This window comes from Marinifilum sp. D714 (assembly GCF_030851345.1).
Classification (GTDB): domain Bacteria; phylum Bacteroidota; class Bacteroidia; order Bacteroidales; family Marinifilaceae; genus Marinifilum.
The window spans coordinates 1-14,399 of sequence record NZ_JALPNU010000018.1; the positions used below are offsets into that span (position 1 = coordinate 1).

8 protein-coding genes are annotated in these 14,399 nt (G+C 38.4%); 1 reads left to right on the forward strand and 7 read right to left on the reverse strand.

Annotated features, from left to right (window positions below):
- Nucleotides 1–161 precede the first annotated feature (161 nt).
- Complete coding sequence (locus tag M0051_RS14675; protein ID WP_306742254.1) at nucleotides 162–515, forward strand: rhodanese-like domain-containing protein; 354 nt, start codon at nucleotides 162–164, stop codon at nucleotides 513–515.
- A gap of 62 nt (nucleotides 516–577) precedes the next feature.
- On the opposite strand, the gene M0051_RS14680 is transcribed toward M0051_RS14675, so the two are convergent.
- From M0051_RS14680 to M0051_RS14710, 7 genes are all read right to left on the reverse strand, one after another.
- Nucleotides 578–2,272, reverse strand: coding sequence for a M56 family metallopeptidase (locus M0051_RS14680; protein WP_306742255.1), 1,695 nt, complete (start codon nucleotides 2,270–2,272; stop codon nucleotides 578–580).
- A 23-nt stretch (nucleotides 2,273–2,295) separates the two neighbouring features.
- Nucleotides 2,296–2,661, reverse strand: a complete 366-nt coding sequence (locus M0051_RS14685) for a BlaI/MecI/CopY family transcriptional regulator (RefSeq protein ID WP_306742256.1) — start codon at nucleotides 2,659–2,661, stop codon at nucleotides 2,296–2,298.
- A gap of 351 nt (nucleotides 2,662–3,012) precedes the next feature.
- Complete coding sequence (locus M0051_RS14690) at nucleotides 3,013–3,720, reverse strand: hypothetical protein (RefSeq protein WP_306742257.1); 708 nt, start codon at nucleotides 3,718–3,720, stop codon at nucleotides 3,013–3,015.
- 85 nt (nucleotides 3,721–3,805) lie between these two features.
- Nucleotides 3,806–8,548, reverse strand: coding sequence for an efflux RND transporter permease subunit (locus M0051_RS14695; RefSeq protein ID WP_306742258.1), 4,743 nt, complete (start codon nucleotides 8,546–8,548; stop codon nucleotides 3,806–3,808).
- 112 nt (nucleotides 8,549–8,660) lie between these two features.
- The gene (locus tag M0051_RS14700; RefSeq protein ID WP_306742259.1) at nucleotides 8,661–11,801 is read right to left on the reverse strand and encodes an efflux RND transporter permease subunit; all 3,141 of its coding nucleotides are present in this window, start codon (nucleotides 11,799–11,801) and stop codon (nucleotides 8,661–8,663) included.
- 6 nt (nucleotides 11,802–11,807) lie between these two features.
- Entirely contained in the window at nucleotides 11,808–12,857 is a 1,050-nt protein-coding gene (locus tag M0051_RS14705) for an efflux RND transporter periplasmic adaptor subunit (RefSeq protein ID WP_306742260.1), read from the reverse strand.
- A gap of 41 nt (nucleotides 12,858–12,898) precedes the next feature.
- Nucleotides 12,899–14,392, reverse strand: a complete 1,494-nt coding sequence (locus M0051_RS14710; RefSeq protein WP_306742261.1) for a TolC family protein — start codon at nucleotides 14,390–14,392, stop codon at nucleotides 12,899–12,901.
- Nucleotides 14,393–14,399: the final 7 nt, after the last annotated feature.

Below are 14,399 nucleotides of genomic sequence, written 5' to 3' on the forward strand. Positions count from 1 at the left end.
TTTTTTTTTTTATAATTGATCTGTATAAGCCAAAGCAGAGGCATCTCTTCCTGCTCCATATGGCTTGCTCGTGATTTTTTTTTAATTTGGTACTTATTCAGAAAGGCCGAAAACAGAGCCTTTCGAGAGTTTTGTTCCCCTATTTAATTAAACTATTGTATATGAGTATTTTTACAAATAATAATAATGGACCCAAAACAAGTTTTACCGCTTTAGAATTGATGGAGGAGTTGGAAAAGGGTGCGGATATTTTACTGATTGACATTCGTGAGCCGCATGAATTGGCGAAAGAAGGGATCGAGAATTCCATTCACATTCCGATGGGTGAGATTCAAAATAAGATTCCTACCCTGTCTAAGGATAAGGATATCATTATTTTCTGCCATTTGGGATTTAGAAGCAAGCAGGTGCGAAATTACTTGCGCAAAATTGGCTTCCATAAGGTGGCGCATCTAAAAGGAGGCTTGTACAGTTGGAATCGCCAACTAAAGAAAATGAAGGCAAATGCTTATTAATGTATAAAAGGAAAGCTCAATAATTCAGTTTATTGAGCTTTCTTTATCAGCATTATTTATAACTACTTGGCAGGAGTTTCCACTACACTCATTACGCCGGAATAGTTAATTCTTTTGATGCCCGCATTTCGGACTTGTCTTTTGATTTCTTCAATTGTCTCCTTATTAATTGTTGGATCGAGAACCCGGATTTCGGCAAGCGATCGTTTTTTGTTTTGTACCAAAGCTTTTGCCCTCTCTTCAATAAGGCTTAGCGCACATTTTTTCTGATCGATAAAGATTCCTTCCGTGGTAATTCGAATATCTACTGCATTGGCAGAAGTTTTAACGGCTGTAAAAGGTGCAATGCGGATTGGAACTCTTTCATCAATTTCCAGTTGCTGTGCATCCGACAATTGAAAGTAATCCTTGTTGAACAGCTTTTGTGCTTTTTCTGATCGAACCTCCAGGTAAGCTTTCCCGAAGGATTGCATACTACTGGCAACATCATCTTTTGGTGTGCCCCTGGAGATTTGATAACTGATGGCAAGCTGGTTTACCTTTGCGGATTTGCTATTGCTCAATTGGCTTACAGCCGTTTCAGGATTGGCATTGTTCCAATAGTTTTTACCACTGATAAATGATTTTACAATGGCTTTTAAATCTTTTTTGGCTACCAATCGCCCGTTTATAAGAATATCACCACGTCTGTTTTGCAATACCTGTAAAACATTTCTTTGTTTAATCGGGCTTAACTTCCAGCTTAAATCGGGTTTGTGTGTAGGCTGTTTGCCATAGAAAATGCCGGCATTTAGGTTTTCGATATTTTCATATCGCCATTCTTTCAGCCACGAATCACTATCGTTGGCCTGAATCATGAGCGCAGGCAGAGTATTTACCTTTTCACTTACTTTCGGATTGGCAAATGCTTGTAAAAGCAGGAATCCTGTAGGTAAAAAGAGTAGGGTTTTTGCAACGCTCCATCGTAAAAATTGTTTCTTTTTCATCATTTTAATTCTTTTTGAAATTGAACCTTGTTTGAAATGATTTGCTGAAGCAAAACGTCTTTTGCCTACAGCTTTTTCCAAAATCAACAGTTGATATTGTGTTGCATCGATGCCAGATTTGAGTACGGCCTGATCGGCCTGAAATTCGTGAACCAGTTTAAACTCCTTTTTTAATAACCATGCAAATGGATTGAACCATTGCAGAAAACAAACCAGTTCCATTAAGATTACATCGTATGAATGATGCAGCCTTAGGTGAGCTTCTTCGTGCAGAAGAATTGGAGTTTTATTGTTCTGGTAATCTTGTTTTGAGAGTACAATGTATTTCCAAAACGAGAATGCCTTTATGTTATCTTGTACAATTGCCAGTAGTAAATTTTTATAGGCTTGTATGTTGGCTTGTTTTAGCCATTTAAAAATGCTTTTGTAGGATAGCAAGAAACGCAGGAACAGCAGAATCAGAACCAATTGGTAAATCAGCACATACCAATTTATTTGATGTGTATGGCTTATTTTGCCTGTTGTTTCGAGAGGTGTGTTGTCGTTGATTCCAGTTTCTACCAATGGCAATTCAATAAATTCCCGAACTTTTACCATTTGGGTAGAATTTATCTCGCTAGCGGGAATCATATTGGCCAGCAGCGGTATTGTAAATGCAGCACCTACCGATAGCAGAAGTACCAACCTTTTGTAGGCATGTCTTCCATCTCTACTCAATAACAATTTGAAAAGAAAGTAGAAAAATGCCAGACCAATACCTGTTTTTATCATGTATGTAATAAAATTAAACAGCATTATTTGTCTTTATTGTCTTCAATGTCCTGTATTAATCTTTTCAGCTCGTCGATGGATAGTTTCTCTTCTTCAACAAACATGGATACTACTCTTTTGTATGAGTTGTCGAAGTATTTTTTAACCACATTCCCCATGGTTTTTTTGTGATAATCTTCTTCGGTAATGGCAGCATAGTAACGATGCGTTTTTCCAAAGGTCTCATGAGCGATGAATGACTTTTCCTCCAAAGCTCTCACCATGGTCGATAGGGTATTGTAGTGTAATTTCTGATCGGGAAAGATTTTCTGAAGTTCTTTTACAAACATCGGACCTTCGGCCCAAAATAACTTCATAATTTCCTCTTCTTTTTGTGTTAACTTCTTCATTTCGCAAAATATTTTAATCAAATATAACTATAAAATCTAGTTTTACAACTATAAATACAGTTTAAAAACTATAAAATATAGTTGAAAAATAATAAAAGCGAGCTGAAAGTACCGAAAATACTGGCAAAAAAGATGTTGAAAACTTTAGATATTTCTGTGGAAATATTTCTGAACTGTGTTCAAGATTGTCGCAAAGACTATTTAGGAATAAATAGCAGAGCTGAGTGCGACAATGAATTGGAAGAATTATTACCCCGGGGCGAGAATCGTTTTACTCATTTCCCCCGGGTATTTAATGCTTTAAACTTGCAGCTATGAACCGATAACTGTTTACTGATAACTGTTTATTGTTTATACGAACTTTTCTCTGCGTTGTAGGTTGATTAAGCTCCACAGAATGGTAATCAGCGAACCAATAATTAGCATCATTCTATTTTGATACAATACATTTTGCCAAATGGTGTAACTCATGTCGCCCGGAACGTTAAAAGGGTTTAGAAAGATGTTCCACTTGCTGTATTGTAAAGGCTCGGCCAGTATCAGAAATACCAATCCTAAAACCACCATGACTACGGCTGCTCCACTTGCATTTTTAATTAAAGTGGTGAGCAAAAATGCCAAACTTGCCAAAAATAGCAGGCAATACATCAGCTCGTAAACCATATGAAATACATCAATCTTGATTACCAGAAATACCGTTAACCACGACATTAAAAACATTAGTGATACCAGTAAGAGAACGCTTAATGCAAAACGAACCAGGTAAACTTTGTATCGGTAATTGGGAATTCCGAATAGAATTTCGAGCATTCGGGTGTCCTTATCGCTTTGAATGATATAGATTACCGGATAAAAGAGGATCAATATTCCCGGGAAAATTAAGCTCGTGTAAATATCCGACTCATCGGGACTAGAATCTGTAAATAGCATGATGCCCATCACCATAAAAAAGAAGGCGAAGGCTGCTATCAGAAAATAGATGAATTTATTCGCAAATATGATTTTCACATTGTAGCGAACAAAGTCGGTTATGAGTTTTATTTGTTCTATTGCTTTCATATAAATGATTTATATGCTCAAGTTTATTTACTGTGTATATTCAAATAAGACTGAATGCTGAAAGCCGACAGCTGTGAGCTTATTTCTATACATTCATCATGGTTATTTTTTGCTCGCTGGTATCATTCAGCAAGCACAAATATGCATCTTCGAGATTTGCTTTGGTGTTAACCGCTCCGTATCCCGGATCTTCATCCGATAGGCATCTTACCCGAATATGATCGTTATCACGCATGTGATGAATAATCACGTGTGCTTTCTTAAACTGTTCAAATTCTTCAGGCGAAATCTTCAACATCCAAACCTTTTCATTGGCAATTCCTGCCATGTGAACCGGTTCACCAAGATATTTCAATTCTCCTTTTTTCATTACAGCCACTCGGTTACACGAACTTGCTACATCCTCAATAATATGAGTAGAGAAGATTACAATTCGTTTCTTGCTCAACTCTACCAAAAGGTTTCTGAAGCGGATTCGTTCGCGAGGATCAAGACCTGCTGTTGGCTCATCTACCACAAGAATTCTTGGGAGGTGAAGCAAGATTTGAGCAATCCCAATTCTCTGTTTCATACCACCCGAGAAGGATCCAATTTTCTCATCTTTGTTCTTGAGCATGTGCACTGCATCCAGTACGTATCGAACACGCTCTGTACGTATTTCGGTATTGTGAATCTTTTTCAGGATGGCCATGTAGTTCAGAAAATCCCAGGCGGTCATGTTCTCGTACATGCCAAATTCCTGAGGAAGGTAACCGATCAATCCTTGCAGTTCTTCGCGTTTTTCACGTACGTCAATGCCATTAATGGTGATTTGTCCGTAACTCTGTTCCAGTATTCCACAAACAATACGCATTAGGGTTGATTTACCTGCACCGTTAGGTCCCAACAAGCCAAACATACCATTGCCAATGTCGAAAGAAACGCTCTTTACTGCTTTGAAAGGAACTTTCTGTTTCCCGATGATTGGGATAATCAATACGAATCGGTAGAAAAACTTGCGGATTCCTTTAAATCTTCCTGTTAAGCGGTTGATGTTGATCTTTTCGCGATAAATTTTGTCTGATGTTTTCTTAATCAGCAAGGCAAAATACCACAGTACCGCAACCGGAATGGTCAATCCGATTAATTCGTATTTGCTATTGAAATAAGCCAATACAGTCAATGGGAAAATCCAGTAAATGAATTTATGGAACAGGTTGATTACAATTCTGCCCAATTTGCTTTTGCCCTTTTCCACTAAGTGTTTTTTGTACTCCATAATTGGCGCCATGAAATACAAAAGCATAATTTGAAAATTGATGGATAGTAGAATCAACCAAAATTTGCTCTGTAAATGGAAATAGATAAAATAAATCATGAAGGCGATTAGTGGCAACTGCCATATCAGGGTCAAGAAATCGCGCAAGCGGGTGTAAGAGTGTTTTAATCCCAAACGTTCTCTTATTTTTAATCCCGACTTCCATTCACGCATAAATCTGCCATCCCAATCGTATATTTTAACAAGATTTCGGATCTGGATTTGCAATTCGTCATCGGCAGCAATAAGCTCTTCGTTGGCTTTGCGCAAACTTGCCTGAATAAAATAAATGCAGGCAGGTACCGATAGCAGAAGTACCAATAGATCGATGATTTGCCAGATTTTACTGTCAACCTCGGTGTATATGAAATAGGCTCCGGCTATCCAAATGCCAAATTGTATCACTTTAATCCATACTGGTTGATTGCGCATCCAGTTTAAGCTGTTTTGTAAGCCGGTGTAAAGCGTTGGAATGAATACCAAAGTTAAAATGGTACTTAAGCTCAAGCCTCCAATTACTGTAATGGCAAACGGAACGCCAATTTGAGTTACATATTCAGCTCGTCCCAGTGCCAATGGCATTAAGGCAATAATGGTGGTAATTGCAGTAATTAAAATTGGACGTATACGAGCCAATCCAGCCATCATTAAGGCTCTGGATTGTCGATAACCTCGTTTTTGAAGCACATTGGAATAATCGATCATGATGATTCCGTTGTTTACCACAATTCCCAGCAAAATAATAAGACCTGTAAACACATTGGCATTCATCAATGAGGTTCCGGTAAGTATTAGTGCAACCAACGAACCAATGGCAGCCATTGGTATCGAGAACATCATTACAATTGGCATATTAAACGATTCGAAAACCGATGCCAAAATCATGAAAATAAGAATAAATGCCATTAGGAATAGGAAGCCGAATTCGCCCAAACTGTTTTCCTCGTGAACAATTTCAACAGCCAGTCCCGAAGGCAAGGTCATTCCTCCAATTATTTCGTCGATTTCTACTCGTGCAGCTGTAAGAAGGTCTTTATCATCGTTTACTTCATCGATAAATTCATAAGAAACCACCAATTGTTTTTCCTGATTGGTTCGCTTAATGGTAGACAATCCATCGGTAAAGTTGAATTTACTGATGTTTTCCAATTCGAATTCTGCCCCTTGAGTTCCACGAACGGTTAGCTTTCGCAGATCTTGCGCATTTCGAGTGATTTCAGGATTTTCACCAATGGTTTTAATAACGATATCGTACTCTTCGTTTCCTTCCTTAAACACAACATTACTCGAGAATTCCTTTTGGAAAGAATTCAGCTCCGATAGAACTGAGTTTACAGGTATATCATACAAGGCCATCACCTGCTTGTCCAATTCCAAAACCAATTCAGGTCGCTTGGAAGGAATGCGTACATTCACATTCTTAATGGAGGTAAGCTGATTGAGGTAATAGTCCAAATCTTCCGAAAGGTCAAGCATCTTATCGAAATTCTGACCTTTGATAATCAGCTTTTCTTTTTGACTACCGATTCCCAGCATTTCCATGAATGGATCGTCGCCACCGAAGCCATCGCCTCCGCCGCCACCAAATCTTCTTCCTCGTGCCGGAGGTTCCCAGCTAAAAGAGGAGCGAGGCAATCCGTCCAGGCGTTCCATGATGTTTTTCTTGATGCCAGGAATGTTTAAATTTTGCTTTTCGCGATAATCATCCACAAGGCTAATGGTAAGCATGGCTTCCTCTTCGTAAATCTGACTGGTGATGTCTTTCTTTTCCTCAAGTGAGGCTAATTTTTCTTCTACTTGCTGAACAAATAAATCGGTATTTTCAAGAGTCGTACCTCCCGGAAGGTTGACATACAGATTCAGATCTTTCGTTTCGGTTTCTTCGGTAGAAATAAAGCTTAGTCCTAAACTGATTAGTAGTGTGATAAAGAACAAACCTAAAGCACCTAAAACTGTTCTTCCCGGGTGACGCATGCAAGATTTTAGCAATACCAGGTACACCTGCACCAATCGGTTATGATAGGAGATATTCTCGAAGTTTATCTCCTGAAATTTTCCTTTACGTTTTAAAAAGCTGTGCGTAATCATGGGGATCAACAGCAAAGCCACTACCAAGGATACCAATAGGGTGGAGATTATGGAAACACCAATGTGCTTGCCCATTAATCCGATTAGGAAATTGGATGAAAATACGAATGGCAGGAATACCGTTATGGTGGTTAGGGTTGCTGCGAAGATTGAGCGCCAAACCTCCATGGTTCCCTGAATTACTGCCGTATTTGCATCTTTCTTTTGTGCAGCCAGTCGGTAAATGTTCTCGAGGACGACAATGCTGTTGTCGAGGAGCATACCTATGGCCAGGGCCATCCCCAACAGCGTTAGTGTATTGATACTAATTCCGTAGGCATAAAAGAAGTTGAAGGCTGTGTAAACCGAGATTGGAATTGCCAAAGCAATTGCTGTTACCAATCGCAAGTTTTTTAAGAAAATCCAAAGGATAAATATTGCCAGAATACCTCCTACCAAGGCCAGTTCGATAATTAAGTCGATATTGGTTTTCATGGTTTCAGCCATGTTTAGCTGAACAACCATTTCTACATCTTTGGTCTTTAGTTCTTTGTTTAGATCATCAATTTTGGCAAGGGTGACCTCCGATAATTCAATGATGTTTGACTGAGCATCGCGGGTCAATTGCAGGGTTACCGCTTCCTTACCATTCACACGACTGTAGGAAGTTTGAGTTTTTACCCCGTAATGAATGTAAGCGATATCCTTTAAACGGATATCTCCCTTTTCCTGTACAACCAACTCATGTAGCTCGTTGATATCAGAGAACTGGGAGACCACATTTACAAAATTCAGTTGATCTTTATCGATTACTTTTCCTGCAAAACGTCGAATGTTGCCATTGTTATTCAGTGCCGTTCGAACATCCGAAGGGCTAATGCCGTAGCTCTTGCATACGTCATCGCGAAGCAATATTTCTACTGATTTTTCACGACCACCAAATATTGCAGCATTGGCAATGCCATCAATGTTTTGGATTTTATCGAGGATATCATTTTCCGTGATTTGTCGCACCCGGTCAACCCCTCCACTTCCACGAACCTGAATGTTCATGAACATGTTGTTGAGTTGTTCCATATCAAACTTTAAAACCTGAACCTGGAATTCCTGGGGAAGATCTTTTTTGACTTCCTCCACCTTTTCGGCAAGTTTTAAATAGGCGTACTTGATGTTTGTGCCTTGTTCAAAAGAAATTTGGATGCTTCCTCGTTGCTGTCCTGCAGTTGATTCTATTTTCTCAACTCCTTCAAGGCTTCCGGCAACTCCTTCTAAAGGGATAATTGCCTGATTTTCCATATATCGTGGATCCACCTCGATACCGGTACCAACCTGAACAAAGAGCATAGGAAGGTTTGCATTGGGAATCAATTCGACAGGTAGCTGCTTGTAGGAAAAATATCCCAGCATACTTAATCCTGCGAAGAGCATGGCAATTAAAACCTTTCTTTTTATAATGAAGTTCATATATTTCAAATTTTAGCTTCCAATTCCCCTATTGAGAGGAGACAAAGGGGAGTGTTTTGAGACAGACATCCCCCTAAATTCCCCTTTTAAGGGGGACTTTATCTGTAATATTTTACTCTTTCACATATTTAATTCTCTCTTCCCTTGAATTGGTGATAAAACTTTGAATTCTATCGAAGGCAAAGTATACACAAGGAATTACTACCAAACTAAGAAGGGTAGAAGTAATCAAACCTGCAATTACTGCAATAGCCATTGGAGCTCTAAGGGCAGCACTTTCGCCAAATCCAATTGTTAATGGAAGAAGAGCCAAAATGGTTGTTACACTGGTCATGATAATTGGTCGAATTCTATTCTCACCAGCCATGATAATGGAATCGCGTAATGAGTTTCCTTGCTCCTTGAACTGGTTGATGGCATCTACCAGAATTATGGAGTCGTTTACCGCAATCCCTCCCAGCATGATAATTCCGATGTAAGCCATAATGTTCATAGGAATCCCGAGAAGGAAGAAAGCCCAAACAGCTCCAACACCTGCCAAAGGAATGGTAAGTAAAATGGTAAATGGATGAATTAAAGATTCAAACTGAGATGCCATTACCATATACACAAGAATTACCGAAAGCATTAAGGCAAAGCTAAGGTTCGACATGGCTTCCTGTCTTTTTTGTTCTTCACCAATTAATCCAATTTGGTAACCAGTTGGCAAGTCAACATTTGCCAATTTCTCATTAATCTTTCCAACCACCTGGTCGAATGCTATGTCACCACGAATATCAGCACTGATTTTTCCGATTCGGTTTTGGTTTCTGCGAAGCATTTGTTTCGGCGATGAGGATTTTTCGATATGGGCAACTTCGTAAAGAGGAATTTCTGAATTGCCATTCTGAAGCATTACAGAATTCAGTTCGTTGATGCTGATCTCGGGAAGTTGAACGGTAATGTCGCTCATTTCGCCACCATGCTCGTATTTGCCGGCTTGTTTTCCCATGAGCATGTCCTGTAATTGTCCCGCAATGCTTTCGGTACTCATGTTGAAAATACCAGCTTTATAGCGATCAACCACAACATTAACTTCAGGAGCTCCTTCTTCAATATTGGTTTGCACATTGGCCAATTCAGGAATTGAAATCAAACTCTCCTTTATCTCATTCGATAAGCGTTCTAAAACTGCCATATCTTTTCCTTTTACTTCAACTTCAATAGGAGCATCTTCTGTTCCAATTGTCGATTGTAAAGCGGTTTCATCTCTAACAATAGATATTTCGGCATTGGGAACATTGCTGATTAAAGTCCCAACATTGTTTAGAATCTCTTCGGAAAGAGAAATGTATTCCTTCTTCAATCGGATTTTGATATTGGCAGTATTCTCATTTTGGAAAACAGCTTTGTCAGTTGCACTTCCTGTATCAGGACCAATTTTGCTGTAAACCGTTTCAATTTGATCGCCCATTGATTGCCAAAGCATCGATTCAATGGCTTCAACCGTTTTTGAAGTTCTTTTCAGTTGAGTTCCTTCTTGTAGCTTTACATCTAAACTAAACTCACCAACACCACTTTTTGGTAAATATTCATTACCAACCATTGGTAGAATAAGTCCGGTTGCAATTAGTAAAACACAAGCACTAATCATTACAAGTCCTCTTTTATTTAAAAGATTTCCTAATAAATCGCCATACCATCCAATCTTAACAGATTTAAACTGGACCTTTTTCTTGCTTCCCTTGTAGGCATAGTTAAAAAGCATTGGAATAAATAGAATGGCTACAAAAAGTGAAGCGATTAATGAGAACGCAACAGTCCAGGCCTGATCTTTGAACAAAGCACCGGAAGCACCATGCAGATATACAATAGGAAGAAATACTACAATGGTGGTTAGGGTGGAAGCAACAATGGCTCCACCTACCTCGGAGGTTCCTTCAATGGCTGCATCTTTCACCGATAAGCCAAGCTCCATTTTTCTGAAGATATTCTCAATCACAACAATGGCATTGTCTACCAACATTCCTGCACCAAGTGCCAATCCACCCAAGGTCATAATGTTCAGACTAAGTCCATTAAAGTACATCAGGTTGAAGGTGGCAATAATAGAAACTGGTATTGCGAAACTTACAATAGCTGTAACTTTAAACCTGCGAAGGAAAATGAACAATACAAAAATCGCTATCAAAACTCCAAGAAGAGCTGTTTCTTCCACTTCATCGATGGCTTTTTGTATAAACTGACCCTGATTTTGTACAATGATAAATTGATATCCCGGTAAAGCTTTTTTAATGGATTCCATTGCGGTATCGAAATCTTCTACAGCTTTTACTGTATTCGATCCGGTTTCTTTGTAAATAGACAATCCTACGCAGCGTTCACCATTTATTCGAACAATATTTTGAGCTTGTTTAGGAACAAACTTTACCTGTGCCACATCTTTCAATCGAATTGGCACTTTGTTTTTTACAGGAACTTGGTTGCCCTGATTTGTACCGGCTTGAGTTGGAAGGTTTGTTTGCAGGTTTTTGGTACCAACAATTACATTTTCTATTTCCTCAATATCACGAATCAAACCAGCACCTTTAATAATGTACTTGGTACCCATTTCAACGATGCTTCCGCCCGATACATTTCGATTCAAACTTTGAATTTTCTGAACAATTTGATCAACAGTCAGATCATGAGCATCTAAAAGATATTGGTTGGTTTCAATTCGAATTTCTTTTTCAAGTGCACCAGTTAGCTCAACTTCAGCAATACCTTCCAATCTGATCAACTCATTTCGGATGTAATTTTCACCAATCTTACGAAGCTCATCCATGTCTTTTATTTCAGGATGAAGCATTCCCATAATTAGAATAGGAGATGCGTTTGGATCGTGTTGGGTGATTGTGAAATCGTCCAACTCAGAATTTTGAGAGTATGTTGTTAAAGCCTTTTGCAGATCGAGAAAAGCTTCATCCATATCGCTTCCCCAGGTATATTCAACGGTAACGCGAGCCGAACCAACCATACAAACCGATGATACCTGACTTACGCCCTTCTGCCTGATAGCCTGGGATTCTATGCTTTCAATGAATTGCTTTTCTATCTCTTCAGGAGGTCGTTCACCTGCTTTTATTTCCACAAAAATGCGCGGCGCATTCATTTCCGGAAACAGATCTACACTCAGTTTACCCAGCGAAACGTAGCCTAATAGTAAAATGGCCAATACAATCATGGACACAGTTACCGGGTAATTAACTGAAAATTGAGTTATTTTCTTCATGTGGAATTACTTTACAATCTTAATTTTTGAACGATTTCGAAGCGTTTCAAAACCTTTAACAACCAATCGATCTTTCTTTTCCAATCCTGAAACAATTTGCACTTCATTAGGGTTTTCTAAGCCAAATTCAATTACACGCTCTTCTGCCAGTCCTTTGTGAACAACAAAGACAACATTACCTTTTTGTTTGTTTAGAATTACATTTTTAGGAATTACAAGTGCAGAATCGGCCTTGGCAACCACAATTTCTCCCTTGGCAAACATCCCGGGGCGCAACAATAGTTTTGAGTTGTTGATGTTAATTACCGCCTTGAACGAACGTGTTTCGGCATCAATGGCTGGTGAAAGTTGAGCAAGTACTCCATTTAAAGTATCGCCAGGAATGGTATAGTTCACGATATTAACCGGCTGACCAGTTTTAATCATGGAAATGTTTTTCTCGGCAAGATTAATTTCCATGTGAAGTTTGCTATAATCCATCATACTTAGAACTGGAGAAGCTGCTTCAATCCTTGTGTTTTCGGTATAATAGTTAAGATTGGTAATCGTTCCTGAAAAAGGAGCTTTTACCTTTAGTTTCTCCAATCGGAATATTGCATCCTCATATGAATATTTGGCATTAATCAATTCAATTTCAGCATTCTTTAATTCCGAAAGGGTTACACCTCCTTTTTTGTAAAGCGACTGCTGCTTTTCGAAAGTCTGCTTCGAAATTTCCAATCGTAGCTCTAAGGATTTGATTTTGATATTATTTTCATATTCCTTGTCTTCAAGCTGAATTACAACAGTTCCTTCTTTTACGTAATCTCCCAATTGGAATTTTCTTCCGGTACGTGGATTGGTTTGAAGCTGGTATTTACCGGCAACTTCCGATTTTAATTCAACCGTTTTGATTGGTTCTACTGTACCTGTTGTACTGATGTATTTTTCGATGCTTTTAGGTGCAATTTCCTTTACGGATACCTGAATTGCGATATCTTTATTTAAATCAGCTTTTTTATCATCGCAAGAAGCGAAAAGGGTAGCTCCCAAAAGTAAAAGTGAAAGTCGTTTCATTGTTAAGGCCATTATATTTTGTGTTTGTATTGATTTTTAAATTAGTCCATTCTCAAGTTCTCTTGTAACTCCAGTGGTACAAATGATTGATCTTTTTCGAAATCCCAAAGTGATTGAATTTTTAGATTCAATAATTCCAATTTGTAGTTAATTAAAGAGTTAGCAAGATTCATTTTTTTCTCAGAAAGCTGATTCTGGAATCGCTCAAGATCAATACTGGTAAGATCACCGTTACGGTATCGTTCCAGATTGATTTCGTAGGTTAGTTGAGCATTTTTCTCGTTTTGTTTTTCAATTTCGATTCTTTGTATCAGGTTCTGCAGGTTGCGATAAGTTTTTCTGATGTTGATGGTAATATCGTCTTTCAAACTGTTTTTATCGATCTGTCTACTTTCCACTTCCAATTCTGCAGCTCTGATTCTTGCTCTTCTTTCCCCCCAATCAAAAATTGGAATAGAGAAAGTAACACCAACACGTGGGCTTTTGGTTGGTTTGTCATAAACATCAGTTAGTCTCTTATTGTTTCCCATTATCCCCATCGAAAGGCTGATATTACCTTTAAATTCATTGATTGCTGAGGTCTCAATCAAATCGAATTTTGCCTTGTTCAGATCAATTTCTCTTTTGGTAAGTTCCAATCTTTGAGTTAATCCATTCTGAATGGCTTTTTCAAGATCTACAATTACTGGGACATATTGAATGTCTGTGGATACGCTTATATCTTCGTAAAGAGAAATTCCTAATAGCAGTTTAAATTCATCTTTGGCATTTTCCAGTGCAACTCTGTTGTTGTCAAGAGTTGATTTGCTAGTTGCAAGATTCAACTCGGCTTGGTACAATTCTTCTTTGGCTGAGAGTCCACCTTCTACCTTGCTGACAATGATTTCCTTACTTACCTTCTGATTTTCATACTCCTCTTCAGAAATTTTTAATGCCATTTGCTTCTGATAAATGGTGTAAAAAGCCTGATTTACCTGACGCTCGATATCTAACATTTGAATAGAGTAGGAAAGTGTTGCATTTTCCAAATTCAACTCGTTTCGAGTCAGGTCCATTTTGGTTTTATTGAAGGTAAAGATTGGTTGATCATATTTCATGTACAAGTAGTTGTTGTAGCCAGAATATTCAGAATTGCTTGCCTTCGAAGAATTGTCCTGATAGCCAAACTCATTCATAAGAGAAAGTTTACCATTGGTTAGTTTAATAGGCTGCGAAACTGTAAAAGTTCCACTGGCACCTTTATTTTCTGAGGTATTCCAAGTAGAGAAATACTCGTTGTACGATTCGGTTTTTTCGTATGAAATTGGCGTAACATCAAATGAGAATCGAGAACGCAAAGATGCCAATTGAGCATTCAATCGTTCCTTTTCCTGTTGCATACTAATTCTTGATTTTATAATGTCAGGACTGTTATCGAACGCTATTAAAAGGGCTTCATCCAAAGTGAGTTCCTTTTGTGCTGAAGCATAAAACGAACCGATGAATAAAAATCCTGTTAAAGCGAATGTTTTTAATGTAAGCTTGTTAAGAATCATGCTATTA

What these genes read in the sequence shown, in the direction of transcription:
- M0051_RS14675 (WP_306742254.1), top strand. Translation starts at nt 162, where the DNA reads ATGAGTATTTTTACAAATAATAATAATGGACCCAAAACAAGTTTTACC.
- M0051_RS14690 (WP_306742257.1), bottom strand. Translation starts at nt 3,720, where the DNA reads ATGAAAGCAATAGAACAAATAAAACTCATAACCGACTTTGTTCGCTAC.
- M0051_RS14685 (WP_306742256.1), bottom strand. Translation starts at nt 2,661, where the DNA reads ATGAAGAAGTTAACACAAAAAGAAGAGGAAATTATGAAGTTATTTTGG.
- M0051_RS14705 (WP_306742260.1), bottom strand. Translation starts at nt 12,857, where the DNA reads ATGAAACGACTTTCACTTTTACTTTTGGGAGCTACCCTTTTCGCTTCT.
- M0051_RS14695 (WP_306742258.1), bottom strand. Translation starts at nt 8,548, where the DNA reads ATGAACTTCATTATAAAAAGAAAGGTTTTAATTGCCATGCTCTTCGCA.
- M0051_RS14680 (WP_306742255.1), bottom strand. Translation starts at nt 2,272, where the DNA reads ATGATAAAAACAGGTATTGGTCTGGCATTTTTCTACTTTCTTTTCAAA.
- M0051_RS14700 (WP_306742259.1), bottom strand. Translation starts at nt 11,801, where the DNA reads ATGAAGAAAATAACTCAATTTTCAGTTAATTACCCGGTAACTGTGTCC.
- M0051_RS14710 (WP_306742261.1), bottom strand. Translation starts at nt 14,392, where the DNA reads ATGATTCTTAACAAGCTTACATTAAAAACATTCGCTTTAACAGGATTT.